Annotated in this window: 20 protein-coding genes and 1 other RNA gene; 10 read left to right on the top strand and 11 right to left on the bottom strand. The window is 67.9% G+C overall.

The window, feature by feature from the left end:
- Window positions 1-64: 64 nt before the first annotated feature.
- Entirely contained in the window at window positions 65-379 is a 315-nt protein-coding gene (locus tag WMF14_RS34250) for a DUF3817 domain-containing protein (protein WP_437793055.1), read from the bottom strand.
- The gene (locus WMF14_RS34245; RefSeq protein ID WP_272095241.1) at window positions 376-744 is read right to left on the bottom strand and encodes a hypothetical protein; all 369 of its coding nucleotides are present in this window, start codon (window positions 742-744) and stop codon (window positions 376-378) included. Before WMF14_RS34245 ends, WMF14_RS34250 begins: the two co-directional genes overlap by 4 nt.
- 301 nt (window positions 745-1,045) lie before the next feature.
- On the opposite strand from WMF14_RS34245, the gene WMF14_RS34240 reads away from it, so the two are divergent.
- Window positions 1,046-2,038: a GlxA family transcriptional regulator gene (locus WMF14_RS34240; protein ID WP_437793053.1), complete on the top strand. Its 993-nt coding sequence runs from the start codon at window positions 1,046-1,048 to the stop codon at window positions 2,036-2,038.
- 944 nt (window positions 2,039-2,982) lie between these two features.
- Here WMF14_RS34240 and WMF14_RS34235 read toward each other — a convergent pair.
- The 3 genes from WMF14_RS34235 to WMF14_RS34225 all read right to left on the bottom strand — a co-directional run bounded on the left by WMF14_RS34235 (window position 2,983) and on the right by WMF14_RS34225 (window position 5,622).
- The gene (locus WMF14_RS34235) at window positions 2,983-3,396 is read right to left on the bottom strand and encodes a hypothetical protein (RefSeq protein ID WP_272095238.1); all 414 of its coding nucleotides are present in this window, start codon (window positions 3,394-3,396) and stop codon (window positions 2,983-2,985) included.
- A gap of 1,132 nt (window positions 3,397-4,528) precedes the next feature.
- Complete coding sequence (locus tag WMF14_RS34230) at window positions 4,529-4,771, bottom strand: hypothetical protein (protein WP_437793051.1); 243 nt, start codon at window positions 4,769-4,771, stop codon at window positions 4,529-4,531.
- Window positions 4,768-5,622, bottom strand: a complete 855-nt coding sequence (locus tag WMF14_RS34225) for an RNA polymerase sigma factor (RefSeq protein ID WP_437793049.1) — start codon at window positions 5,620-5,622, stop codon at window positions 4,768-4,770. The genes WMF14_RS34230 and WMF14_RS34225 overlap by 4 nt, the downstream gene beginning before the upstream one ends.
- Before the next feature lie 228 nt (window positions 5,623-5,850).
- Here WMF14_RS34225 and WMF14_RS34220 point away from each other — a divergent pair, with 228 nt between their 5' ends.
- The 5 genes from WMF14_RS34220 (at window position 5,851) to WMF14_RS34200 (ending at window position 12,466) form a co-directional block, all read left to right on the top strand.
- Window positions 5,851-6,924 carry a hypothetical protein gene (locus WMF14_RS34220; RefSeq protein WP_437793047.1) on the top strand — a complete coding sequence of 358 codons (1,074 nt, stop codon included), beginning with the start codon at window positions 5,851-5,853 and terminating at the stop codon, window positions 6,922-6,924.
- The gene (locus WMF14_RS34215; RefSeq protein WP_437793045.1) at window positions 6,918-8,579 is read left to right on the top strand and encodes a hypothetical protein; all 1,662 of its coding nucleotides are present in this window, start codon (window positions 6,918-6,920) and stop codon (window positions 8,577-8,579) included. Before WMF14_RS34220 ends, WMF14_RS34215 begins: the two co-directional genes overlap by 7 nt.
- A 294-nt stretch (window positions 8,580-8,873) precedes the next feature.
- The gene (locus WMF14_RS34210) at window positions 8,874-10,187 is read left to right on the top strand and encodes a hypothetical protein (protein ID WP_437793043.1); all 1,314 of its coding nucleotides are present in this window, start codon (window positions 8,874-8,876) and stop codon (window positions 10,185-10,187) included.
- Window positions 10,188-10,303: 116 nt separating this feature from the next.
- Window positions 10,304-10,798 (top strand): sigma factor-like helix-turn-helix DNA-binding protein, encoded by a 495-nt coding sequence (locus tag WMF14_RS34205; RefSeq protein ID WP_437793041.1) that lies wholly within the window; start codon window positions 10,304-10,306, stop codon window positions 10,796-10,798.
- 768 nt (window positions 10,799-11,566) lie between these two features.
- Window positions 11,567-12,466 (top strand): hypothetical protein, encoded by a 900-nt coding sequence (locus WMF14_RS34200; protein WP_437793039.1) that lies wholly within the window; start codon window positions 11,567-11,569, stop codon window positions 12,464-12,466.
- Between the two features lie 298 nt (window positions 12,467-12,764).
- Here the strand turns inward: WMF14_RS34200 and WMF14_RS34195 are convergent, their stop codons facing one another.
- The 3 genes from WMF14_RS34195 to ssrA form a co-directional block, all read right to left on the bottom strand.
- Entirely contained in the window at window positions 12,765-12,947 is a 183-nt protein-coding gene (locus WMF14_RS34195; protein WP_437793038.1) for a hypothetical protein, read from the bottom strand.
- Between the two features lie 163 nt (window positions 12,948-13,110).
- Complete coding sequence (locus tag WMF14_RS34190) at window positions 13,111-13,857, bottom strand: Abi-alpha family protein (protein WP_437793036.1); 747 nt, start codon at window positions 13,855-13,857, stop codon at window positions 13,111-13,113.
- A gap of 464 nt (window positions 13,858-14,321) precedes the next feature.
- Window positions 14,322-14,666, bottom strand: a transfer-messenger RNA (tmRNA) gene (ssrA, locus tag WMF14_RS34185).
- 442 nt (window positions 14,667-15,108) lie between these two features.
- On the opposite strand from ssrA, the gene WMF14_RS34180 reads away from it, so the two are divergent.
- On the top strand, window positions 15,109-15,399 hold the full coding sequence (locus WMF14_RS34180; protein ID WP_437793035.1) for an oxidative damage protection protein: 291 nt from the start codon (window positions 15,109-15,111) through the stop codon (window positions 15,397-15,399).
- Between the two features lie 255 nt (window positions 15,400-15,654).
- On the opposite strand, the gene WMF14_RS34175 is transcribed toward WMF14_RS34180, so the two are convergent.
- Window positions 15,655-16,440 (bottom strand): hypothetical protein, encoded by a 786-nt coding sequence (locus WMF14_RS34175; protein WP_437793033.1) that lies wholly within the window; start codon window positions 16,438-16,440, stop codon window positions 15,655-15,657.
- A 349-nt stretch (window positions 16,441-16,789) separates the two neighbouring features.
- On the opposite strand from WMF14_RS34175, the gene WMF14_RS34170 reads away from it, so the two are divergent.
- Together WMF14_RS34170 and WMF14_RS34165 are read left to right on the top strand one after the other, a co-directional pair.
- Window positions 16,790-17,854, top strand: coding sequence for an esterase/lipase family protein (locus tag WMF14_RS34170; RefSeq protein ID WP_437793031.1), 1,065 nt, complete (start codon window positions 16,790-16,792; stop codon window positions 17,852-17,854).
- A gap of 100 nt (window positions 17,855-17,954) precedes the next feature.
- Window positions 17,955-19,730: a hypothetical protein gene (locus WMF14_RS34165; RefSeq protein WP_437793030.1), complete on the top strand. Its 1,776-nt coding sequence runs from the start codon at window positions 17,955-17,957 to the stop codon at window positions 19,728-19,730.
- 151 nt (window positions 19,731-19,881) lie between these two features.
- Here WMF14_RS34165 and WMF14_RS34160 read toward each other — a convergent pair whose 3' ends face one another.
- Complete coding sequence (locus WMF14_RS34160; RefSeq protein WP_437793028.1) at window positions 19,882-21,123, bottom strand: BamA/TamA family outer membrane protein; 1,242 nt, start codon at window positions 21,121-21,123, stop codon at window positions 19,882-19,884.
- 579 nt (window positions 21,124-21,702) lie between these two features.
- Here WMF14_RS34160 and WMF14_RS34155 point away from each other — a divergent pair.
- Window positions 21,703-23,319: an NTP/NDP exchange transporter gene (locus WMF14_RS34155; protein WP_437793026.1), complete on the top strand. Its 1,617-nt coding sequence runs from the start codon at window positions 21,703-21,705 to the stop codon at window positions 23,317-23,319.
- 2 nt (window positions 23,320-23,321) lie between these two features.
- Here WMF14_RS34155 and WMF14_RS34150 read toward each other — a convergent pair whose 3' ends face one another.
- Complete coding sequence (locus tag WMF14_RS34150; protein WP_437793024.1) at window positions 23,322-24,785, bottom strand: GDSL-type esterase/lipase family protein; 1,464 nt, start codon at window positions 24,783-24,785, stop codon at window positions 23,322-23,324.
- Window positions 24,786-24,913: the final 128 nt, after the last annotated feature.

Genomic DNA, 24,913 nt, shown 5'->3' with positions numbered 1-24,913 from the left:
GGCGGGCGCTCGTCGAGGAGAGCGCGCTGCCGTGGCCATCGTCAAAAGGCCCGATGCCGTGGCGTCATCCATGGGGCGCAGTCCTCGCGTCGCCCTCGATCTCGCGCTTCAACGCCCGATCCAGCGCGAAGGTCCCGCCCGGTACGAGCGACGCGAGGAGCGCCATGAGCGAACGGCAACGCGGCCAGTCACGCTCGGTGGCCGCGCGAAACAGCGCGGAGACGAAGAGGAGAAAGAAGAGCCCGTGGGCGCTGCCGGCGATCCGGACCGCGATCGGCAGGCCGAAGATGTATTTGAGCGGCATCGCGACGGCGAGGAGGACCAGGAACGACAGCCCTTCCAGGAAGCCGACGACGCGCAGGGTGCGAAGCGCGCTCATGATCGGACGTCAGACCAGGTGGGCCGAAAGACCATCATCAGCAGCACCACGAAGAGAGGGGCAAAGGTCGAGACGAACGCGCCGAGCGTGCGCCGGTCGCGCGCGACGCTGCGAACGAGGGCGAGCTGCGAGACCAGCGACAGGACGAGCCCTGCGATGACCCAGAGCTCCATCAAAGGAATCTGCAGCTGCGTGGTCATCAGGTATCCCGCGATCCACGTGACGACCAGCCCTGGGGAGGCCACGGCGTGGACGGCGCGTTTGCGATCGGCGTGCACCGTGGCGACGAAGCTGCCAATGAGGCCGCCCGCGTACAGGATGACGCCCAAGAACTTGATCAACCGTAGTATCTGGTAAGCGGGCATGAGGGGGATCCATGGCGCGGCGCGAGGCGCTCTTCGCGGTTCGCCTTCTCGGGATGACCACGACGACTCCGAGACGTGAGACGGTCGGAGGGGCTCGCAAACGAGGGGATGACCCGGATGCCGGTGGCATCAAGCCGTCATCGCTCGGCATAAGGCACGGCTGGGATATGGCACTGCCGGGACGGCCCCGCGAGGGGCGTTCGTGCCAATCTTCGACGACTTCTGGCCAGCTCGACGTCCCGGACCCGCGCCGGATCATAAAACCGTTGGCATGAAGTGGATAATCAAGCATCTTTCAGCCATGCACGTCGTGGCTGTGGTCGCGATGGACGGGGTCGTCCCCTTCGACCTGTCGACGCCCTGCGAGGTGTTCGGGCGTGTCCGGCTGCCCGGGGGTCGGGCCGGGTACCAAGTCCGTGTTTGCGGGGTGACGCGCGAGGTGAGCGCCGGAGCGTTCGATCTCCGGGTGCGCTGCGGCCTCGACGAGCTGACGCGAGCGGACACCATCATCCTTCCGGGCGTCGCCGAGGCGAGCGTCCCGGTCCCGGACGCGCTCTTGCACGCGGTCCGCGCCGCGGCGGCCTCGGGCGCCCGCGTCGCCTCCATCTGCACCGGGGCGTTCCTCCTCGCCGCGACCGGGCTGCTCGACGGGCGCCGCGCCACGACCCACTGGCTCGCGACGGACGAGCTCGCGCGCCGCCACCCGGCCATTCGCGTCGACCCGAAGGTGCTCTACGTGGATGAGGGGCAGTTTCTGACGTCGGCGGGCGCCGCGGCGGCGCTCGACCTCTGCCTCCACATGGTGCGGCTCGACTACGGCTCGGCCGTGGCCGCGGACACGGCGCGGCTCTCGGTGATGCCGCTCGAGCGCGACGGGGGGCAGTCGCAGTTCATCCTCCACGAGCCGCCCGCGCCGGACGGGTCGTCGCTCGAGCCGCTGCTGCGGTGGATCGAGGAGAGCCTCGACAAGCCGCTCACGCTCGAGGACATCGCGCGGCGCGCGGCCCTCAGCGTGCGCACGCTGAGCCGCCGCTTCCGCGAGCAGACCGGCACCACGCCGCTCCAATGGCTGCTCCGGGCCCGCGTGCGCCGCGCGCAGCAGCTGCTCGAAACGACGGGGCACTCGGTGGAGTCGATCGCGGCGAGGGTCGGGTTCGGCTCGCCGACCGCCTTTCGCGAGCACTTCCAGCGGCTCGTGACCACGAGCCCGCAGGCGTACCGCCGCGCCTTCCGCGCCGCGCCGATCAAGGCGAACGGACGCCGGGGGGCGAGCGTGAAGTCGAGCGCTTCTTGAGCGCTGGATCGGGCGAGGATGGAAGCCGCACCTACATCGATGCCATGTGTCAACGTTTTGACTGCCTACTGCGTATGACACCCGAGAATCTCTCCCACAGGGCACCTTCCTCAAACCAGCGACGGGCCAATCCGAGGGCTGGTGCGCGATAATCGTCCATTATCGCGCACCAGGACGCCCCTGAGCAAAAGCAGGAAAACGACGTTCCATATTTGTTGATATTTTAGTTGATTGTGATTCCAGTTAATGGATCGGATTCGATCTGTGTCAGATTTGTCGACTTTGTTCATGTCGACAAACATCGATCGGCGGACCGAGCCCGGTCCTCCAGTATCTGGCCCGCAAATTCCCCCGTCAGAAGGCGCGTTCGTGCGGCGCTCGCCTCATCGCCGAGTCTCGCATGGCCCATCCACGCTCAATCGGCTTTGGCCCGCGACTCGCATTCCTCAAACATCATGCTGCACGGTCGGCTCATTTTCGCGGTTGCTTCTCTCCCGTGGTTCGCTCTCTGTGTCGCCTCATGCTGGATGCCCTCGGAAGCGATCCTGGAGACCAAAGGCACTGCGAACGAGTCAGAAGCCGCCGACATGGCGCTATCGGAGGAAGGCGCTACGAGCGATCCAGAAGCGGCCGAGACGATGGATGGCGAAGTTGTGGACGAATCCATAGAAGAATCACTGGATGCGATTGGGGGTATCAAAATCGTCCGCTGCAAGAAATTCGATCGTGGCATTCCATGCATGATGAAGTGTGCAGACGAGGGGATCTCGTGTGCAGCGAAGCGACCTCATCCAACAGATCGCAACGTCGGAGACGGAGAGCTTGGGCAGTGCAGACGGAGAAGCGTCGTCAACAGTTGTTGGTATCACTACCCAAATGGTCAGCTCTGTGTCTTTGTCTTGTGGAGGTCGTTCTGTCGCGTTGATAACGACTGATGGCGAAGTTTATTGATCTGGATCGCGCAAGCTGCGGGCGGCTTCGCGCGCCGCTCGCTCCCAGTCCGAACCGAACAGACCCTCCATGCACTGGAGCGAGAGCTGGTACAGCTCGGGCGGCCGCTCCCCTCCGGCCAGCGCTGTGGAGCCCATCGTGTGAAGCCGGCGCATCCGCTCGACGTCCTCCAGGGTGATGGTCGTGGGGCCCTGAATGCGCCCGTCCACATGCTCCATCATCGCCCGCTCGACGGCGCCCATGGTGTTCTCCCACGCGGATGGATCAACCCCTAGATCAGCGTCACCGCGCTTCAGCGCGCAGGCCAGGAGGTAGATATAGCCCATGGCGAAGACCTGGGCATCGACCGCCCATGCGAGCTCTTCTTCCAAGTCTTCTTCCGCCTCGGTCCGCTCCTCGTTGCTCATGGCGTGGACTGTACTTCCGTGTCGAGAGGCTGCCAGCGGCGGAGGCCGCTCCAGGCGAGCGGCCACGGAGGCGAAGAACCGCCGCGGGCACCTCTAATCGCTCGCTGTGCGCGCGTTCGTCGCGCGCGCCGGCGCCCTGGAGCACGGCCGCTGCTCAGATCCTGGCGCGCGAGCATCCCGAGCGCGCCGGTGTCGATGTCCACCAGGGCGAGCGCGACGCCGTCAGGCGAGCGTCGGCCGTGCGTTGCGCAGCGAACAACCCGACGCGGGCGCGCGGGTGCTGCGCCCGGTGGACGCCGGCGCGGCGCAGGGTGTGGCGCCGGCTTCGGCCTGGTCGACCTCGCGCCGCTCGGCCCCTGCGTCCAGCCCCACCGGGGCGCACGGCCCCCCACGCGGCCGCGCCGCGCTCACTCGTTGCGCGTGCCGCGCACGCGGTGAGCGCGAACACCGATCGGTGCGTCATCCGGGCCGCGCCAGTCGGGTTCGACGTGGACTAGCTTGCGCAGCTGAGACCCAGGACCATGAGGCTGTTGCTTCCAATGTCCGCGCACAAGCGTCTGCACCGTCGGCGAGTCACCCGAACGGCCTTGCACGAAGGACCGGATTGCGGATCTCACGCCATCGTGATCACCGAGCTCACCGCGTCGTGATCGCTCGGATCAGCGCATCGTGATCACTCTGCCAACGATTGCTCCTCGCGGCGTAGGACGGCGATTGTGGGCCTCGGCCCCGCCTGCGTCCAACGCGTGAAGCTCCGGGCGCGGTCCTCGAGGCCAAAGTCAGCCGACATCGATGACTGCCAGCCGGTCCGGCACCGGTCGTGCGCTGCGGCGGTAGTTCCGGTAGACGCCGAGCCCCTGCTTCAGCAACAGTCCGGGAGAGCCAAAGTTACTGTCGCTTGACAGCGCCGGGAGCCGATGCTGCCGGCGTCATTGATCTCGCTGCCGAGCGCGCTCGCCGCGGCGGGTAGCGCCGGCCGGCGTGGCGCTCGCCGGTGGGTCGAGCACCCCGCCATCAAAGAGCTGGATCGACAGGCGCGCCATCGGCATCAACGACGGCGCTCAGTAACAGCGTCGCTCGAGGACGCCGCCGTCTCCACCACTGGCCATCTGTCGCCAAGGCGGCCGCCGATTCAGCGAAGTTGCAGCAGCAGCGCCTCGCGCTCCCGGGCCAGCTGACCCCGAGGGAACTCCATGGCGTGCATGTCGAGCAGGCGTCGCGCCTCGACGTCAGCCCTGGCGTTGTAGGCCTCGATGGCCTTGCGCGCCTGGAGGATCAGGTCCTTCTCGCGCTCGCTCGCGACCGTGCCTACGGCGCGGACGGGCGGTGAGGAACGTGCAGCTGTTGCGGCAGGTGAAGCAGGCTTGCCGTTCATTGCGGCCGGTGCATTCTCGCCGGGGGCCGGGATGCCGCCCTGCACCGGGGCGAGGCTGCGGCGACCGCGCGGCGTGCGTCTGGCTGGTCGAGGGGCGGTGTGGTGTGCTGCTGCGGGGGCGTGGCCGCACCGGCGTGGATCGCTGCCGGCCGTAACCACGGGGTCGTGCTGGCCGAGCCTGACGAGCGTGGAGCTGTTGCGACGACGGCGCCCACCAGCACGACGAGCGTCGCCTGCGCGAGGACCTTCGCCCCGACCTTCTGCAGATGCAGCGCGGTCGTCCACCGCGGGCGACGGAACAGGCCGAACGCCACCGGGACGCAGGGTTCCTTGTCCCAGCCTCGGAATTCTTGCTGCGCCATCCAGCGCCGCTTCGCCTCGTCGAGCTGCTCGAGTGCCCTGCGGTGCTGGCTCCTCACGGTGGCCAGCTTGAGCCCCAGCTCGGCGGCGATCTCGGCGAGGGGCTTCTCCTCGAGCTCGTGCTTGACCAAGAGGTCGCGGTACTTGGGGTCGACCTGCTCGATCAGGTCGCGCATGGTTGTCTCCCGCTGCTGCCTGCGGAGCAAAGCTTCCGCGCTCGGTTGGTCCCCGCGGAAGTCGTGCTCGTCGAACGGGGTCAGGACCTCACCCCGACGGCTCGCGTCCCGTAGGTGGCTGCGGGCGAGGTTCAGGGCGATGGTGACGGAGTACGGCGCTGGATCCACGCCCGACTCGAGCCGCCCTCTCGCCTCCCAGTTCCGTAGGAGCGCTTCCTGCGCGAGGTCCTCGGCGTGTCGCGCGGGGACACCGACCCGCCTGATGAGGCGGCGGAAGCGCTCGAAGTGGGGGGGAGTTCGTGCTGGCTTGCCCACAGCTGGTAGCACCCCTGAGCTGGCCGGAAGGGTTCAAGAAAGAGAAGGGTCGATCAACTTTGGTAGGATAATGTGCGCTTTGTGATGTGCGTACCTGGGCAGCTCCACTGCTCGGAGGGTCAACGAGCTCCTTTGCGTCGTCGGGCCGATCTTTGCCTGGCAAAACGTCCGTTCCCTGCGAATTTGTCGTCGTTGACGTCGCGCGCCGGGCGTAAGTACGTTCCGCGCATGCGTGACGTTGCGCCTTCGTTGTTGTTCTGCCTGATGTTTGGTGCCGCCGCTGCCTACACGAGCCCCGCCAGCGCCGAGGACATCTATTCGACGCTGGAGCGAAGCGGCAGCTCGACGGTGAAGGACCATGTTCGCCGTGCGCAGAGAGCCCGTGACGCAGGTCGGTGGACCGAGGCACACGCGGCCTACAAGGCGGCGCTCGAGGCGACAGACCCGGCGTCGAACACGGAGAAGGAGCGCGCGGAGATCGCCGGAGAGCTCGGCCTGTGTGAGCTCGAGCTGCGCAAGTACCGTGATGCTGCCGAGCATCTCGCCTGGAGTCTCGAGCAGCGCAGCGTCCTGCCTCTTGAACTACAGCTGCGGTTCGACGCCGGGCAGCGCAAGGCAGCGTCGCATGTCGCGACCCTCTACCTGTCCGTCGACCCGCCGGACGCGGAGGTGCTCATCGACGGCAAGCCCATCAGCGCGCCTGCACGGACCTACAGGCTATTCTTGGAGCCCGGTCAGCACATGGTGCGGGCCCGGTTGGCGGGCCATGAGGAGGCGTTCGCGTCGTTCGACGCGCAGGCCGGGAAGCCGACGACCATCTCGCTGCAGGTACCGCGCGCAGCGCCGGGCATCCCTGCGAAGGGAACCTCAACCATGAGCTCCGCGCGAGGTGCGCAGGCGTCGTCCGTGGCGCCGTCCACCACCGCGTCGACGCTGCGCATCGGCGGGGCGGTCGTGGCGGGGGCAACCATGGCAGCCGGCGGCGGGTTGCTGATCTGGAGTGCCTACACCGAGGATGAGCTCCACGATCGAGCTACCGCGCTTCGTGGCGCAGACGAGGACGCGAGCCGATGTGCCCGCCCGAACGCACCGCGCGCGTGCTCGGAACTGCGCGACCTGCAAGGGAAGCGGGATCTCCTGAAGAAAGCCGGCTGGGTGACCCTCGCGTCCGGCGGCGCGATCGGTGCGCTGACGCTCCTGTCTCTGCTCGTGGACCGAACCTCGCCGCCCAGCGATGGCGTGCGTGTCGTTCCCACGGTGAGCGGGCAGCACGCGGGGCTGATAATAATCGGTGCATGGTGACGAACGTGGAGCTCCGGGTCATGGATACCTCATCGAAAAGTCGGCGCGGGGTGGCTATCATGGTGCCCATCGCGCTCGCGCACGGGATCGCGGCCTTCTTGTGCGGGTGTTCCTCCGGTCCGGATAGGGTACCCGTCTGCGACGATGACCCCTTGGTGAGGACGCCGGAAGACGGATGCGGTATCTTCGTTAGCTCAAGCCTGGGAGACGACGCGAACCCCGGCAGCCGCGCGGAGCCGGTGAAGACCTTCTCGAAAGCCCTCGATCTTGCAGACATGGGCACCCATCGCGTCTACGCGTGCGCGGAGACTTTCGAAGAATCACTTTGGTTCTACGGCATCAGCATCTGGGGCGGGTTCGACTGCGCGAACGGCTGGCGGCACCTCGGTGCCAGCGCCAAGACTGTCGTTGCTCCGGAGGGGCCCGTCCCGCAGGTGGCGCGGTTTGGCGGGCAGGGACTTACGTTTGCCAACCTGCGGTTCCTGGCCCCCGACGGCAACGATGTGGACCACGTCCAAAAAGGATCCATCGGGATAGCAACCCTCGAAGGGGTCCAGCTCAAGCTCGTGGCGAGCGAGGTCATCACCGGGCATGGTGGAAAGCCGGGCGGAAGCTCGATTCCGATCTACCTCCGTGATGGCAGTGAGATCGAAGTGATCGACAGCCGCATCGTCGCTGGAGACGGAGCAGACGGCGAGCCTGGAGCCGCGGCTGAGGGCGCGGCAGCATCCGATGGAACGCCAGGACGTCCGGGGGCAGACGCGTGTACGGCGGACGCCATGGCAGGGACGTCGGCCGTTACAACCGAGTGCGACGACGGGCGATCGGTCAGCGGCGAGGGCGGCCTCGGGCTCGTGGATCGGGGCTCCGGAGCTGGGAACGGGGAGCCTCTCCCAGATCCCAACCCGACCGGCGCCGGTGCCGGAGGCGTGGGCCAGCTGGGAAGTACGGCGTGCAGCGATGGGCAGCGCGGTCTCGACGGTGCCGTTGGTGCGCAGGGTCAAGGAGGGAGGCGCCCAGGCGCCGTCAGGTGGGGTGTTACTCTGGGTAAGGGACAGGACGGCAAATTCGGGCGCCCTGGCCAGGGGGGCGGTGGGGGCGGTGGCGCGAGGGGTGGTTCCATGGCTTGCGGTGCTGGCCCGATCGGGGGTGCATTCGGCGGTTCAGGCGGCTCTGGCGGTTGCGGCGGCAAGCCGGGGAAAGGTGGCTTTGCCGGGGGCGCGAGCATCGGTATTGCCACGAGGGGGTCCAAGGTCAAGATCCGCGGGACGACGATCGAGACGGGACGCGGCGGCCGGGGTGGGGCGGGCGGGGCGGGGCTGCCGGGGGGTAGCGGAGCCCCCGGCGGCGATGGCGGACGAGCGGTGCCCGACACACTTCCAGGGTGTCGCGGCGGCGATGGCGGCAACGGGGGGCCCGGAGGCGGCGGAGGCGGTGGGCTCGGCGGCCATTCGGTCGGCATCGCGTATCTGGGGGCCACGGAGGTGACGCGGGAGGAGGTCGAGGCGACGTTCGCGCTCGGAACCGCGGGCAAGGGTGGACCTGGTGGCGACCCAGACGCCACCGAGAGCGCGGGTGACGATGGCGTGGTGGCCGAGTTTCTTCCCTTCGTTACCGACGATCCGAACGACCCAAACCCCGCTGCGCCAGAGTAAGTGGCATCGATACGAGGAGAGAGGATGATGAGCTCACTGTCGAGGCGCAACCGGTGGCACAAAGCGTCCGAGGAATGGCCTCGACTGCTTGTTGTCGCCATATCTGCGGGGATGGGGACGCTCGGGTGTAGTGCTGACCCGGGAGCGTGGGAACCTTGCGAGGAAACGCTCACGTGCACCCCGGTGGTAGGCTGCAATGCCGATCACGGCATCCCCAATCGCCCGGTCGACTGCGAGGGTATATATCTAACCGTGGATGGTCGTGATGATCGTCCGGGCACACGAGACAAACCCGTGGCCACCTTCGCGCGTGCGTTCGATCTCGCCCGCGACCATGGAATGCGCGTCTACGTGTGTGCCGATATCTTCAACGTAGAAGTGCGCGTGCCAGCAGGTATGGAGGTATGGGGTGGGCTCAATTGTCGCGATCCCCGTAAACATTGGCCTCTGCATCCGCTCGGCGAGCTCACCACGATCGCTCCAGGACCGAACCGGATCCCGCTCACCGTTGCGGACGACGCGGCCGAGTCCGAACCCCGAAGCTCCGTCGCCACGACGCTCACCAGGATGCGGATGGTCGCGCTCGACGCTACGTTTCCGGGCGGCTCTTCCATCGCCATGCGCGCCCTGCCGGGGGTGACGGTGGACGTGCGCCTGAGCGAGATCGTGGCCGGTGACGGCGCAGATGGGGCCGCTGGCGCTGACGGAGGCGCCGAATCAGCACGGGAGGGTGCAGCAGGGAACCCGGGAGCCGTGGCGTGCTCTGCGGACGTCGTGACGGGAGGGGCGCGGGTCACCTCCTCATGTGACGACGGCGTTTCCTCAGGCGGGATGGGCGGCGTCGGTACCAACCGCGATGGTAGCGACGGCGAAAGTGGCGACCCTGTGCCAGTCACCAACCCGATGGCGTACGGCTTGGGTGGAACCGGCCAAGACGTCATGTCCTGCACAGATGGAAGGCGCGGCCTGGTGGGGGATGACGGCGCGAACGGTAACGGTGCGTCAGGGCAGGGGAGGCTTACAGACACAGGGCTAGAAGGCAGCGCTGGCGAGGATGGCCAAACGGGGCAGCATGGCTACGGCGGCGGCGGTGGCGGCGGCTCGCGCGGCGGAGCCATGTTCTGCGGCACAGGAGCGGCACAGGGCGGCGCTTCGGGCGGTTCCGGCGGTGCTGGCGGCTGCGGCGGCAAGCCCGGCAAGGGCGGCGGTCCAGGCGGATCCAGCATCGGGATTCTGTCTTACCACGCCAGCGTCCACGTGAGTAAAACCAGCATCATCACGGGTCGGGGTGGCAATGGCGGGCGAGGCGGAAAGGGCCAGTACGGCGGCGTGGGTGGGTACGGCGGCACTGGCGGAGGCAACAGGGCTGGGTCGCAGCCAGGCTGCCGTGGTGGCGATGGCGGGAAAGGCGGCAACGGCGGCCGGGGCGGTGGAGGCCACGGAGGACACTCTCTTGCGGTGGCACATACCGCCGACCTGGGCCCCAACGTCGAGTCCGACTCGCCGATCAAGTTCGGCATCCCTGGTGACGGTGGAGGCGCCGGCGATCTGAACGCGAACCCGGGCAAACCCGGTTCCGCAGCCGTCTCGATGGGCTTTCAGGACTAGGCCAATGGCATCCCGAGCGTGTCGACGGCGTTGACCTCCCCGCCGCGCCGAAACGACCGCCGCCGATCACGATCCCGCCCGAGGCGATCCTCGCCGAGAGCGGGCTGATCCGCGCCATGCTCGCCAGGTCCGGCGTGCCCGCCGCCGACCGCGACGACGTGCTTCAGGAGTGCCTCATCGGCGCCGTCGTGGCCGTTCGCGAGGGTCGCTACCGCCCGGAGCCCGGGTTGCCTCCGAGGCGCGTTCTTCAGCGCTGGCTGATCGGCATCGCCGGCCACCAGGCCAGGAAGTATCACGAGAAGGCGTACCGCCGCCGGGAGGTCGCCGTCCCGGACCCGCGGGCTTGCATCGCCGGCCGGGAACGCGTGCCGTCGCCTCACGGGAAGGTCGAGGCGCGCGCCCTGCTGGAGCTGCTCTGGGAGGTACATCCCCGGGAGCGCGGGGTGCTCATTCTGGTCGGCGTGGGCGAGCAGGTGAGCGACATCGCCCGGAGCCTTGGGATGCCCGTCGCGACGGCGTTCTCACGGCTCCGCCGGGGACGCAGGCGCCTGGCCGCCGTGCTCAAGCGGTGGCGTCGCTTCCGGAGCGCGGCGGTTGTTAGCCGCGGCTAAACTTTGCCCTTGCACAACGTTACGACGTATCGTAATATAGAATATTTATGTTGACATGTTTGTGCTTCGGTGCCAGAACCGGACCTGGAGGCACGAGCTTGTCAGGCTCATAAAATTCCGCCGGATATGGAAAGCGAAAGGGCCCGGGCTGCAACCCGGAACCCCTTCTCGTCTTCCTGTCGCGCAGCTCTGAGAACCACGACCGACAGTCCCTGCACGGGCGACTGCGCCAGATCCTATCGAGGTTCTGGCACGCGTCAAGGTTTCGGTGCTGCCAAGGCGGTGGTCTGTCCTCCTGGCAGGAAAGCCGAGATCATATGTTTCACTCCTTGAAGTTCCACGTTGAGATCCTCGCCGAGCTGGAGGATGAGCAGAAGCGGGTTCCCTCTCCGGCTCCGTTGCCGCGCCACGAACCGCTCCCTCGGGTTCCAAGGCCGTTCGTGCAGGCACCGCCGTTCATGCGGCCCGAGTACAGGCGGCGTAGGTAGCGATCGCCGATCCGTGATCGTCGTGCGGTCCCTCGTGGCGCGAGCTCACCTCATGCCCGAGGGTCGCCGACGACCGGGGACGCCGGACCGGCGGTTCAGGAATTCAGGCGCCCCGGGATCGCTCCCGCCCGCCGCGAGGCACACGAGTTCCAGAACGAGGCCGGGGGGCGACTGGTATGCGAAAGGCTTGGACTGGGGGAGTTTAGCTTCGTATACCGGTTCGGTGCATCGCTACCGGTCACGGTGAAGTTGTGTTGGCAGCGTTCAGCGGAGGTTGTGAATGAAGGTGATGCTGTCATGTAATACATGCATGATGGAGCTTATCGAATCCGGAGTGCAAATCGGGAGTAAAGAGTTCGAGGAGCATCACTGGGCGGAGCATGTGGATGTTGGTGAGCATGGCGTCTATGAAGCGACTTGCCCGCAGGGGCACAGGATTGTCTGTGGGGTGAGCAACCGTCGATTTGAGTTGCTTTTTGATGCTGCGGCTCTCGCTCTGGTTGATGGATACTATCGTGAGGCCATCGCGACGTTTGCAAGCGCGCTAGAGCGGTTCTTTGAATTCTATATTCGCGTGGTTCTTCGTAATTGTGGAGTGGGAGGAAAGGAGATCGACGGGGCGTGGAAGCTCTTGGGTAATCGTTCCGAGCGGCAGCTTGGCGCTTTTTGTGTGACGTACTTGCTACATAATAAGCGGCCGTTTGAGATGTTGACCCGGCGCATGGAGGAGCTTCGCAACGATGTTGTTCATAAGGGCCTGTTTGCAACTCGCGCGCAGGCGCTCGAGTACGGAGAGTATGTGTACAACGTCATTTATGCTTTGATAGACGAGTTGCAGCGAGAGGCGAGTGAGTCGGTGCGTCAAGAGGCGGACGACTCGTATCTTCGAGAAGTACGCGCTGGAATAGGAAAGATCGGATACGAGGGTAGTGTTTCCGGGATCGGATACTCCACTCTTATTGGGTCGCACAGGACTGATAGAATAGGCTTTCGAGAGGCTTTTGCTAAATTTGGAGAACGAAACCCGTGGAGTCTTGGTGTGGATGCCATCTCACTGGGGAAGCTGGCGGACAAATTCGGGATGACGGCGCGTGAATTCCTGCGCGAGCTCGCGAGCGGGAAATATGCGGCCGCGTTTGGGCATCCGCAGGTTGGTGACGGTGCCGGCGAGGAACAGTAATGAATGTTGCGGGCCGATTCGTGTCGCAGCAATTCTGCTGAGTCCAATGCGCCTGCGCGAGGGGAGGGACTATCTCGACATTGCTGCTGCTCCAACTACGCCCATAGCCGCCACCCTCTGCGCGGCGATCCGAGACACCGTCCCGCGTCGAAAGGGGAGTGCCTCCGGTGCTCCCGCAGGGAGAAAGCCGCCCGGTCGCCGGGCTTCCAGCGAGCGGCTTCTGGGTCGTTCCACTGTGGGCGTATGCGGGTCCCAGGATCCCGCCTGCCACCAGGCACGCCTGCCGCGAGGCACGCCATCATGCCTCCCCGATCTCGACCGCCCTCCACCATGGCCCGGCCCGCCAGGTCGCGGCGAACAGGCCGGAGCTGTCGTAGGCAAGCTCCAGGACGAGGCCAGGAGCGACGGGCAGGGAGAGGGTCTCGGCCTGCTTGGCGAGGACAGCTTCAGCGACGGCGTCGAGCTCGTCAGGGTCGGTCATGCCCGAGGTATTGGCGGGCCGGGGATGCCGGTTGCGTGGCAGTGAAGAGGCGCAAGCTTTCGTCGCTGGCCGGGTGCGGTCCCACCCATGAGGAAGTCGAGGCGCGTGCCGCCCTGGACCTGCTCTGGCTCCTACGTCCACGGGCGAGCACGGTGCCTAACTGTTACTCCCCGTGCGGCTTATTCTCTTTGAGAGCAAAGAATTCGATCGGAGACTGGCGTGCTCCCCGGCATCGCACGTACATGTTCAGGGCAAGAGAAGTCGGTGTTAGGCCGGCATTTAGGTCGATGGATTCCGCCGGAAATCCACCATTTAGAGCATTTAGCAGACCGATTTCACGAAGGTGATCAAGTTCGTGGTCAAGTTGATGAATGTCGTCTATGCCAGATATTTCTTGAAGCGTCTTGAGATTGACGGTGAATTCTTCGGCCAGGATGAGTCCATTTGGTGATAATTGCTTTGGTGCCTTCGTGCAGGCATGCTGGAGAATGCGGGCTTGAGAACGGGTGAGTTTTGATAGGATCTCTATGAATATCTTGTTCGTCTCGTCTTTCCCGGTCTTAGAACAGGCGGACACGAGGAGTCCTGCCCACATTTGCTGCAGCTCGTCGTCCTCGGTCCAGGAGGATTCCTCTATGATCTTGTGTGCCAGTTGAGGGTGAGCGCCAATCGGCTCTGCGCCCGGTTGCGCCGGCATCAGTCGTCTGGCGTGCTCCAGTGTATTTGTGGCATTTTTTGCTCTCCACCATCGGACCCTATCTTGAAGCAGTAGACCAAATTCTTCAGCAACAGGGAGACAGATGCGGCTTAAGAACGCGCCGATGCCCGAGACCGCACCCTCTGTTGCGATTTTTACCGCTTCGGCGCCTGGTTTGATCCCCAATAGATCCACACTCTTCTCGTCACTCATGATTCTCCTGATAAAAGGAGTGTCGCATCGCGCTGGGTTCCGGAGTTATCTCCCTGTTCCTCACCGCTATGCCAGCTACCCTCATAGCTACCCCACTCTGCGAGGCGAGCCGAGATGCCGTCCCGTGTCAAGACGAGGCCGCTCGGCAGGGCGTCGCCGGCAGGGCGGAGGGGCCGACGGGCCGGGCAGAGATCCCCACCCGCCACGCCGCGCAGTCGTGTTCGCTCGCTCGGCTTTCTGCTCCGGGCTGTGTCAGCACGCAGATTTGGCACCGGGATCGTCCCTGCTGGCCTGGTGCCCGCCGTGGAGCTCGGTGGAACCCCGTACCGTCGCGTTACCTGCCGCGCCCGATCCCGGTTGGCTCGCTCACGCCGTTCCAGCCCCAAATCCAGGGTCGCCAAAATTTATCAGGTCACACGCAGATCCCACAAAAGCAAGAAGACACGGCTCTCGCCGTGTCTTCTTGGTGGAGGCGCCGGGAATCGAACCCGGGTCCGCAAGGCATCCAGTCTACCTTCGTTCACGTGCGTAGTCGCCATGCGCCGGCGACGGCGTTCGTAGATTCGGCTACGACCTATCCCTCACTGAATCTCGGCCGCGTTATCGAGGGCGTCCTCACGCGACCCAGCCCTGTGGTTGACACCCTTAGAGTACTAGGACGACCTTCTCCTCGGATGGCTTAGCGGTTATTAGGCCGCGACAGCGTATGCGTTGTCGTTCGCACTTGTAACGTCCCGCTTGATAGGCGGAGCAGGAGCCGCCAGCACGCAGACAGACCTTCAGTCCCCACGTCGAAGCCGATCGCCCCCTCGTGGTTCGTTCAGACGGACCGAATATTGCTAGAAACCGTGCTGGCGTCAACCCTTCGGTGTCAGATCGTTCCGTCGCTGCCGCCGTCGCGGACGGCGCTGTGCGCCGGTCGAGGCCGTTCCCGTTCGATTCTTCCGGATTTCCTGCCGGCTGCTGTCACCACGCGCCTCCACCGGCCTTGGCCTCCGCCCCTTTCCTCGCCCTCCTGCACCTGCCTCAGTCTGCTTGCCGCCTGCCCGCCCGGTCGCCCCGCCTGCCGCTCTGGTCGGGCCGCTACCTGCTCGGCCCCCCGCTGGCCTCGTCCGCACGCCTGCCGCGGTCGACGGCTCCTCGGGCTCGGCTATCTGGTTGGCCCCCTGCTGACCTCGCCCGCGCGCCTGCCGCTCTCGACGGCTCCTCGCGGCTCGGCTAAGAAGCCCGCGAAAAGGAGTCGGGCAACTTATGGCGAGGATGGTCCAGTGCGTGAAGCTCGGCCGTGAGGCGGAGGGGCTGGAGAAGCCGCCGCTGAAGGGCGAGCTGGGCAAGCGGATTTTCGACAACGTCTCGAAGGAGGCGTGGCGGCTGTGGCTCGAGCACTCGAAGATGCTCATCAACGAGTACCGCCTCGATCTCATCTCCGAGGCCGGCCAGCGGATCTGGATGACCGAGCTCGACAAGTACTTCTTCACCGGCGGGAACGAGGCCGCGCAGCTCCCGCCCGACTACGTGGCCCCCAAGGACAAGCCGGAGTAGCCGACCCGCCCGCCGCGGCCCTGCCCGGCAGCCGTCCCACCCGCCCCCGGTCACCAACGTGGTCGTGGACGTGAACGTGGTCGTGGACGTGGTCGTGGTCGTTCACGGCCTATCGTTGACGACCACGACCACGTCCACGACCACGACCACGTTCACGTTCACGACCACGTCCACGTAAACGTTCACGTAAACGTTCGGATGTAGGAGAATGTAGCGCGCTCTTGGTTAACCCCAGGGCCGCTGCCCCTCCGCCCCTCAGGGCAGAGGACCCGGAGTCGGCAACGCCCCTCCTCCGCGCACGTACTCGATCAGCGCCGCCGCCATCTGCTTGTCGACCTTCTCGCACTTGGCGGTGACCGCCCCCATCGTCGCGCCCTTGCACTCTCTCTTCCGCTCGATGATGAGCTTGCCCGTCTTCTCGTCGGCCAGGAACGCGTCGCGCGTCTTCTGGTCGAGGCTCTTCCACGGGATCGCCGCGAACTTCGGCTTCGGCGGTACGTGCTGCCGGACCTCCTCCGCCATCAGCGTGGCGCACGTCCCGTCCCATCGCAGGACCTCGTATCCGCCGCCGGCTCCGCTCACGACCATGCCCCCCGTCTCCGGCTCCCGGTGATAGAGGATCAGCACCTCCTCATCGAAGAGCAGCTTGTCGTTCGAGGACGACCCGCCAGAGGCGTTCACCGCGTCGGTGTCCCGCGTCAGGTACCCGCGCGTGAACGGCGATCCCTTCGCGAACAGGGTGAGCGCCACGTCCGGATGGAACCCGCTGCAGAGGCGCTTCACGAACGCCACCGGCGGCAAACACTCGTTGCCCCGCTGCTCGCACGTCGTCGGGATCTGCCGTGACGCCTCGGCCGCCGCGTCCTCCTCCTTCTTCCCACCTTCACCTTCCGCCGCCTCGCCGCCCTCCTTCGCAGCCGGCGCCGTAGATGCCGCCTCGGCCTCCGCACGATCCGGCTCCGACGGAGGAGGCGCCGCGCCACCGCAAGCGACGAGGGCACCCATCAGGACAAGCGCAAACGAGCTCTGGACAGATCGCATGGCCGACGAACCTACCGGAGCCAGCCCGCCCCTCCGCATGGAAAAACAACGTCGACCCGCGACGCAATGCGCCACCACGGCGTCAAAACACGTGGTGCATTGGCAGGAGGCCCGCCGCTGCCCGCGACGCAATGCGCTGAACGCCTCGAAGGATTCAAATTTCCGACAGCGCTTGACATCAGCATCCCATCAGCAGAGTCTGAGCTGATTCCGGCAGGAGGTGGTCGTGCTGGATCTTTCTTCGTCGGCATTCTCGTCATCGTGTGTTGGGGGTTCGCGTAAGTGCAAGTCTCACACGGGTGCTCGTCGAAGGCGACGGCGAGTGTCCGCTGCTCTCGGAGGGTGTGTGATGGTCGCCGCCAGTGCTCTCCTCGCGGGCTGCAGCGCGGCCGGGGAGCAGTTCGATCCGCCGGCGAGCACCGGCGAAGTGCTCACGGGCGCGGGCGGCGGCTCCGCCTCGGGCGTCTGGACGAGCTCGTCGGGCTCGCCGGACGACCCGGGCGAAGCGGGCGGCGGCTGGCCGTCAGGGAAGCTCGGCCCGCCGTATCCCATCGTGCTCGCTCACGGCTTCTTCGGATTCGAGGACTTCGCGGGCGCGGGATACGTCAGCTACTTCTACAACCTCAAAGAGGCCCTCGCGGAGAGCGGCGAGACGGTCTTCACGCCCTCCGTCGACCCGTTCAACAGCTCCGAGGTCCGCGGCGCGCAGCTGCTCGCGCGGATCGAGCAGATCCTCGCGGCGACAGGCCACGAGAAGGTGAACATCATCGCCCACTCGCAGGGGGGGCTCGACGCCCGCGTGGTGGCGCACGATCGGCCCGATCTCGTCGCCTCCATCGTCACCGTCGCCACACCGCACCTGGGCTCGAAGGTCGCCGACGTGGCGCTCGAGCTCGTCGCCGACGAGCACCTGCAGGACATCCTGGACGATCTCATCAACGCCATCGGCGCGCCGCTCTACGATCAGATAGGCAACGAGACGAGCGTCTTCGCGGCGCTCGAGCAGTTCTCGACGCCCGGCATCGCGGAGTTCAACGCGAGGTTCACCGATTCTCCCGGGGTGTACTATGCCTCCTTCGGCGGGCGGACGAACCGCGCGCGCGGCGGCAGGGACTGCTCGACGCTCAATCCAGCGCCCTTCGTCGCGCAGTTCGACGACGGCCTCGATCCGGTCCACCCGCTGCTGTCGCTGACCGAGACCCTCCTCGACGGCGGCATCGGCGAGTCGTTCCCGAACGACGGCCTGGTGCGCGCGCGGGACGCGCGGTGGGGGGACTTCTGGGGCTGTATCCCGGCCGACCATTTCGACGAGATAGGCCAGCTCTTCGGACAGAGTCCGGGCGACGGGAACCCCTGGCTCTATCTCGACTTCTACCGCTCCGTGATCGCGCGGCTCCGGCAAGAAGGCTTCTGACGAGGCCGCCGTCGTCCACACTCGCCGCTCGCCGCTCGCCCGCGCTCGATCCGCCGAAAACCGCCCCGAGCGGCGACCTCTCCACTACCATCACCCGCCGATGCTGAAGGCGCCGCTCACCTGCTCGCTCCCGCTGCTCGCCCTGCTCAGCGCGGCGTGCAGCGGCGACGTGCGCCGGTTCCCCCTGCGCGATCCGGTCTGGCGCGACGCCGACCTGAGCCCCGTCTCGTTGCCCTGCCGGCCCGATCCCGAGGCGCCCAGCGACGATCCGCAGCACCGCCTCTGCTCGCCGGCGCCCTACGAGTCCTCGTTCGCGTGGGACGCCGCCGACAACCTCGTCTTTCGCCCGGTGACGCGGTTCTTCGCCGTGGATCCAGGGGGAGAGGCGGTCAACGTGAACAGCGTCGACGAGGTGCCGGACTCCAGCTGGTTCACGAACCGGATCGGCAAGCGGCCGCTCTCCGTCGAGGAGCTCGTGCGCGGGCCGTGCGGCGACAAGACGCTGGATCCCGAGGCGCCGGACGGGTCCTGGGTCATCGACATGGGCAAGCCGAACGGCGCGAACCCCGGCTTCCGGATCAAGGTCGAGGGCGTCGGCAAGTTCATGCTCAAGGCCGACCCGTCGGACCAGCCCGAGCGGGCCACCGGCGCGACCGCCATCGCGGCGCGCCTCTACCACGCCGCCGGCTTCTGGGCGCCGTGCGACAGCGTTGTCTACCTGAAGCCGTCGATCCTGAAGCTGTCGCCCGGGCTCACCGTGACCGACAACAGCGGTGTCGCCAGGCCCTTCGATCAAGCGGCGCTCGACGGCGTGCTCGCCAAGGCCTCGAAGCGCGGCGACCGGGTCCGCATGGTCGCCTCGCGCTGGCTCCCGGGCCGCGCCCTCGGCCCGTTCAGGTACGAGGGGACCCGGGAGGACGATCCGAACGACGTCATCCCGCACGAAGACCGGCGCGACCTGCGCGGGGGGCGCCTGCTCGCCGCCTGGCTCAACCACTTCGACTCGCGCGAGCAGAACTCGATGGATGTCTGGCTCGCCGAGGACCCGAAGGACAAGGACGCGTCGCCAGGCCACGTGCGCCACTACTACATCGATCTCGGCGACTGCTTCGGCAGCGAGTGGGAGTGGGAGGAGATCTCGAAGCGCCTCGGCCATGCCTTCTACTTCGACGCCGAGTACGCGCTCCTCGACTTCGTGACGCTCGGCATCCCCGAGCGGCCCTGGGACCGGGCGAGCCACGACCCGCAGGGCGACATCTTCGGCTTCTTCAGCGATCGCGACTTCCGGCCGGAAGCCTGGCGCGGCGGCTACCCCAACCCGGCCTTCGGGCGGATGACCGAGCTCGACGGCGCCTGGGCCGCCAGGGCGCTCGCGCGCTTCACGCCGGAGCTCATCGAGGCTGCCGTGCGGACCGGCGACTTCACGGCGCCGCGGCACACAGCGTTCCTGATCGGCAAGCTCCTCGCGCGACAGCGCGTGATCATGGCGCGGTACCTGACGCGCCTGTCGCCCATCGCCGACGTCGCCCTGGCCTCGCCGGCAGCGCTGTGCGGCGTCGATCTCGCGCGGCGCACCGGCGTCGCCCGCCCGCAAGACCTCCGCTACGAGGCCGCGATGTACGCCGGCGAGTCGCTCGCCCTGAGCGCGCGGCCGGTCGTGCGCCCCTCGCCGGACGGCCGCGTGTGCCTCTCGCTCCCCCACATCGCCGCGGACGGCGGCGCGCCCGACGACGCGCCCTCGCGCTACGCCATCGTCGATGTCCTGAACGGGCAGGCGCCCGGTCCGCTGCGCGCCCACCTCTACGACCTCGGTCCGCGCCGCGGCTACAGGCTAGTCGGCATCGAGCGCCCCGACGACGCCGAGCCGCCCAACTGAGCTTCCCCCGGGACACGCCCTGCCGAGCGGCGGTCACCCGCACAGGAGACGGGTCCAGATCGGCGTTTTCGGCGCGGAAGCGCACTCAAGTGCGCTGAGCACCGAAAACGTCGAGATGGGCCCGTATCCGAAGCGGGTGACCGCCGCTCGCTCAGAAGCCGTGGGTGGCGCCGACCATGAACCGCAGCTCCTGCAGACCGGCCCCCTGCTCGAAGGTCTCCGTCGCCGAGCCGATCAGGACATCGATGGAGTGGTCGCGCTCGCCGCTCGTGCGCAGGCCGAGCACGAACGACATGCGGAGCAGGTCGAGATCGAAGTCGCGGAGGTGCTCGCCGAACACGTTGCCCGCGGCGACCTGCATCGTGCCATCGACGAACGCCCAGATCGGGTAACGGTACTCGAGCGTCGCCGCGGCGGCGCTCCGCCCGCGGAGGCGCCCTTCGCGGAAGCCCCGCATCGGCGCGTCGCCGCCGAGCTCGGCGAGCTCGGTGAAGGGGACCTCCGCGGGGCCGAGCGGGTCGGCGAAGGCCGCCGAGAGGACGAGGCTCACGACGCGATCGTGCCCGGTGAGGTCGACGAACCCGCCCAGCGAGCCGCCGTAGCGGATCCACCGGCTCTCCAGCGGCCGCTCCAGGTCGGCGGCGTGCTCTCCGGAGAGCTCCAGCCGGACGCCGTTGCCCCGCGCAGGGCGCGGCCGGCGCGAGTCGAGGCCTGCGCGGGCCCCGATCCGGTAGGCCGTATACCCCGTGTCGTACGACGGGGGCATCGGATAACGGCCGTGCGCGACCCGGAAGCCGACCGTCGGCTTGCAGCAGATGTCGTGGAAGTCGACGGTCTTCGCGCCGGTTGTCGCCTCGACGAAGCTGAACGCGCCGAAATCGGCGTGGAGCGTCGCGGTTCCCTCGACGCTGCGGGCGTTGTAGCGGGCCCAGTCGCGCTCCAGTGAGCTCGGGCCGATCCCGGAGAACAGCCAGTCAGGCCGGATGTCCCCCTCGCCGCGGAGCTTCAGGTGAGCGCGCCCGCCGAGGGGGATCCGGTCGGCCACCGTGAGCCTCCACCAGTCGACCCCGCCGGTCGCGGCGTGGACGCGGAGCTCGTTGCCGGGGACGAACAGGTCGTCATAGAAGAAGTAGACGCCGACGCTCGCGCGAAAGCCGAAGTCGAAGAGCGCCGTCGGGACGATGCCGATGTTGTCGTTCGGCCCGAAGGTGAAGATGTCCTTGAGCTCCTTGATCCACTCGCCCTGCTCCGCCGCGACGGTGAGAACGCCGAGCGGCCGCCGGACCAGGTACTCGCTGGCGAGGTAAGCGGGGAAGAACACGACCCGCGGCACCCAGAGCAGCACGTCGCCGGCGCTCGTCGCCTCGTCCGGGCGACCATCGTAATCCGGCACAGGGCGCTTCGCGCCGGACGCCGGCGGCGCCGCGGCGGGAGGCCGCGGCGGCATAGCAGGCTCAGCCGATACGCGAGGAGCCGCCGGCGGAGCCCCCGGGAGCACGGGCGGCGGCATAGCAGGCTCAGCCGATGTGCGAGGAGCCGCCGGCGGAGCCCCCGGGAGCACGGGCGGCGGTGTGGCGCCCTCTGCCTGCGGCGCGGCCTGCGCCTCGGCGCACAGCGACAGCGCGGCGCAGCCCGCGAGCGCGGCCGCGCGTCGCCGAAAGGCCGTGCCGAGCGCGCGCGTCGGTCCCTCTTCGTTGGTGCCCAATCCGCCTCGCCTCTCGCACGCAAACACGTCGCGGCGCGGGAGCATAGCGGAGTTCACGACCCGAGAGACGCCTGTCTGCGCGGCGCGCGCCTGTCGAGCGTCCACGCGACGGCGCGGCGGACGCGGCGGACGCGGCGGTTCACATGCAGGGCCGCGAGAGGGAGGTTGCCGGCCGGGACCAGGCTCGATAGCCTCGCGCGCTCGGGATCGGTCCTGTTCCGGTTCCGGTGCCGCCAGGACGGCGGGTTTCCCGGGATGGAGCGGCGGGTGGCGAGCACAGGAGAGAACGAGACACGGTCCCGGGGCGTGCTTCACAGGCTCCTCTCGATCTTCGCCGAGGTGAAGCCGCGCGAGGTCTTCAGCGTCCTCGTCCTCACGCTGAACGTATTCCTCCTGCTCACCGGCTATTATCTCCTCAAGGTGGTCCGCGAGCCGCTGATCCTCGCGGGCGGCGGGCTCGAGATCGGCGGGCGCCGGCTCGACCTCGACGGCCCCGAGGTGAAGGCCTACGCGGCGGCGGGCCAGGCGCTCCTCCTCGTGGGCGTGGTCCGCGCCTATGGCGCCCTGGCCAGGCGCTTCGGGCGCATGCAGCTCACCACCGCGCTCACGCTCTTCTTCGCCGCGAACCTCGTCCTCTTCTTCGTCCTCGCGCGCCTCGGCGTCCCCCTCGGGGTGCCCTTCTATCTGTGGGTGGGCTGCTTCAACCTCACCGTGATCGCGCAGTTCTGGTCGTTCGCCAACGATGTTTATACGCCCGAGCAGGGCAAGCGGCTCTTCGCCATCGTCGGCATCGGGAGCTCCCTCGGCGCCATGCTCGGCGCGCAGATCGCGAAGCGCGTCTACGTGCCGATCGGCCCGTACAACATGATGCTCCTCGCGGCGGGCGTGCTGCTCGCCTGCCTCGGGCTCACCTACCTCGTCCACCGCGACGACCTCGCGGGCTCGAAGGGCGCCGCGGACAAGGCCGACGCGCCGCCCGGGGGCGCGGCGGGCGGCTTCAAGATCATCGCGCGCGACCGCTATCTCCTCCTCATCGCCGGCCTGACGCTCGTCCTCAACTGGGTGAACTCGACCGGCGAGTACATCCTCGATCGCACCCTCATCGAGTCCGCCACGAGCGCGCTCGACCCGGGAAGCGAGCAGCGCGGCGCGCCCGAGCCGGCCCCCGCCGGCGCGGCCCCGGGCGCGCCGCTCGCGGCGGGCGCGCCGGTCTACCTCGTCGATCCGCAGGCGTCGCGCCTGCTCGAAGGGAAGATCGCCGCCGTCAAGGGCGGCGCGTTCGACGTCGAGGCAGGCGGCAAGATCGTCGAGGGCGCCGAGGCGGGGCTCGTCCACCCGCGCACCGAGAAGGGGAAAAAGGCGGCGCTCGGCGCGATCATCGGGACCTTCAAGGGAGATTTCTTCTACTGGGTCAACACGTTCGGCGTCGTCCTGCAGCTCTTCTTCGTCTCCCGCATCTTCAAGTACCTCGGCGTGCGATTCGCCCTGTTCATCCTCCCGGCCATCGCTCTGCTCGGCTACGCGTCCCTCGCCGTCCTGCCGGCGCTCGCCGTCGTGCGCGTCGCGAAGATCGCGGAGAACAGCGCCGATTACTCCATCCAGAACACCGCGCGGCAGGCGCTCTTCCTGCCGGTCGGCCGTGACGCCAAGTACAGCGCCAAGGCGGCCATCGACACCTTCGTCGTCCGCGCGGGCGACGTGCTCGCCGCCATAGGGGTGATCGCCGGCCAGGTGCTCGCGCTCTCCACACGCCACTTCGCGATGGTCAACATCGCCCTCGCGCTCGTGTGGCTCGGCGTCGTGGTCGGCATCGCCCGGGAGCACAGGCGGCGCGCCGCCGACGAGCCGGCGGCGCCGAAGTCGGGCGACCGCGAGGCCGCGTAGCCTCAGGGCCGCGCGGCGTTCGCCTTCCAGCCTTCGTAGGCATCCATCAAGGCCAGGTACAGCCAGCGGCCGATGACCTCGGCCCCCGCGCCCGACGGGTGCGCGAGATCGGCGCCGCCGAGCCCACGCTGGACCCAGATCCCCATCGAGCCGGAGCCGCCCATCGCGCCGAAGGTGTCGAAGTAGCCGCAGCCGACCTGCCCGGCCACCCTGCGCTGGATCGCCGCGAGCTTCGGGATCACCGGTCGGCTCCGGTACACCTCGCCCTTCTTGTCGGCGCGATCCATCGGGCCCACGAGCAGGCACGACGACCCGGGCAGCGCCGCCGTCACCTGCTCGAGCACCGCCTTCATCGTCGACTCGACCTGATCGAGCGGGAACAGCTCGCCGTCCTCGCTCTCGTTCATGCCGTAGTGGAACACCGTCAAGGACGGGCTCCGCGCGCGCAGCTGCTCGGCGAAATGGGCGTCGTCGCTCTTGTCGAGGAAGCGGATGCGGCAGCCCTGGATGCCGATCGCGTCGAGCACCACCCCCGGCGTGTCCCGCTCCATCCAGACGCCGAACGCCCGCACCCCGGGGCCGTGCGCCCGCACCTCGATGGCGTGCGGCCCGTCCGGGACCTCGTAGGTCGCGATCGCCGAGGTGGCCGCGTCGGCCCGCGTGTCGATCATCTCGCGGCTCTCGCCGTCGATCTTGATCTCCATCCGCCCGCCCTCGGGGTGCTTCAGGTAATCGACGGCGAACCGCGAGACCGCGCGCCCGAAGGTCCCGGACTCCGCGGTGCCGAAGCGCGAGAACACCCCCGCGCCCTGCGAGCGGAACGACACGCCGCCGAGCCCGTAGAGCCCGTCCTTGGCGAACGGGCCCACAACGCGGCTCACCTGCCAGCCAGGGCCGGCGAAGCGGACAACGTCGTTGTGGAAATATCCCGGCCAGGCGTTGGCCATCAGCATGAACCCGTGGCCCGCGTCCCCGAACCGCTTCTGCAGCTTGCGCCGCAGCGTCGCCGTCACGAAGTCGCTCGCCACGATGGAGTCGCCGAAGTAGGTGATGCGCGCGATCGACTGCGGCGCCTTGCGCTCCACCGCCGCGAGCGCGCGGAAGAACGGCGTCATCGCCTTGCCGCTCGGGTCCTCGATCGGCCGCGGCGGCTTGCCCTCGGAGGCGACAGCGGCCGGCACGAGCTCGGCGGCCGCGGCCGGCAGCGCGACCTCCTCGGGCTGGCGCAGCTCGGCCTGCTCGGTGGTCTCGGTGGCGAGCGTCGTCTCGCCGACCGACGCCACCGGCGCCGGCGCCGGGACCACGACGAGCCCCTCCCCCTCGGGCAGCGGCGTGAGCACCCGCAGCCGCGACAGGCTCGGGTGCGCGTAGGGGACGAGCACGAGCAGGGCGAGCGTCGCCATCGCCCGCGCAGCCGGCGACGCGAGCCCGTTCCGCGCCGGCGAGGGCCCAAGCACGGGGCGCACGGCGCCTCCGCCGCGCTCCGCCGGAGGAACATCACGCCCGCCAGGCTCCGGCGCCTCGTGGACGTGTGCCTCGCGGACATCCGGCTCGCGGACGGCCGGCTCGTGAGCCCTGGTGCTGCTCCTGGAGG

Origin of the sequence: Sorangium sp. So ce693, from assembly GCF_051521375.1 — a bacterium.
In the GTDB taxonomy this organism is placed as follows: domain Bacteria; phylum Myxococcota_A; class Polyangia; order Polyangiales; family Polyangiaceae; genus Sorangium; species Sorangium atrum.
This window is presented reverse-complemented; position numbering and strand designations above follow the sequence as displayed.

Bases quoted from the DNA above. Each gene is read 5' to 3' on its own strand.
- WMF14_RS34215 (WP_437793045.1), top strand. From the start codon at position 6,918: ATGGTGACGAACGTGGAGCTCCGGGTCATGGATACCTCATCGAAAAGT.
- WMF14_RS34235 (WP_272095238.1), bottom strand. From the start codon at position 3,396: ATGAGCAACGAGGAGCGGACCGAGGCGGAAGAAGACTTGGAAGAAGAG.
- WMF14_RS34195 (WP_437793038.1), bottom strand. From the start codon at position 12,947: ATGACCGACCCTGACGAGCTCGACGCCGTCGCTGAAGCTGTCCTCGCC.
- WMF14_RS34245 (WP_272095241.1), bottom strand. From the start codon at position 744: ATGCCCGCTTACCAGATACTACGGTTGATCAAGTTCTTGGGCGTCATC.
- WMF14_RS34165 (WP_437793030.1), top strand. From the start codon at position 17,955: ATGCTGAAGGCGCCGCTCACCTGCTCGCTCCCGCTGCTCGCCCTGCTC.
- WMF14_RS34190 (WP_437793036.1), bottom strand. From the start codon at position 13,857: ATGAGTGACGAGAAGAGTGTGGATCTATTGGGGATCAAACCAGGCGCC.
- WMF14_RS34240 (WP_437793053.1), top strand. From the start codon at position 1,046: ATGCACGTCGTGGCTGTGGTCGCGATGGACGGGGTCGTCCCCTTCGAC.
- WMF14_RS34175 (WP_437793033.1), bottom strand. From the start codon at position 16,440: ATGCGATCTGTCCAGAGCTCGTTTGCGCTTGTCCTGATGGGTGCCCTC.
- WMF14_RS34180 (WP_437793035.1), top strand. From the start codon at position 15,109: ATGGCGAGGATGGTCCAGTGCGTGAAGCTCGGCCGTGAGGCGGAGGGG.
- WMF14_RS34250 (WP_437793055.1), bottom strand. From the start codon at position 379: ATGAGCGCGCTTCGCACCCTGCGCGTCGTCGGCTTCCTGGAAGGGCTG.
- WMF14_RS34170 (WP_437793031.1), top strand. From the start codon at position 16,790: ATGGTCGCCGCCAGTGCTCTCCTCGCGGGCTGCAGCGCGGCCGGGGAG.
- WMF14_RS34205 (WP_437793041.1), top strand. From the start codon at position 10,304: ATGCTCGCCAGGTCCGGCGTGCCCGCCGCCGACCGCGACGACGTGCTT.
- WMF14_RS34200 (WP_437793039.1), top strand. From the start codon at position 11,567: ATGAAGGTGATGCTGTCATGTAATACATGCATGATGGAGCTTATCGAA.
- WMF14_RS34220 (WP_437793047.1), top strand. From the start codon at position 5,851: ATGCGTGACGTTGCGCCTTCGTTGTTGTTCTGCCTGATGTTTGGTGCC.
- WMF14_RS34230 (WP_437793051.1), bottom strand. From the start codon at position 4,771: ATGAACGGCAAGCCTGCTTCACCTGCCGCAACAGCTGCACGTTCCTCA.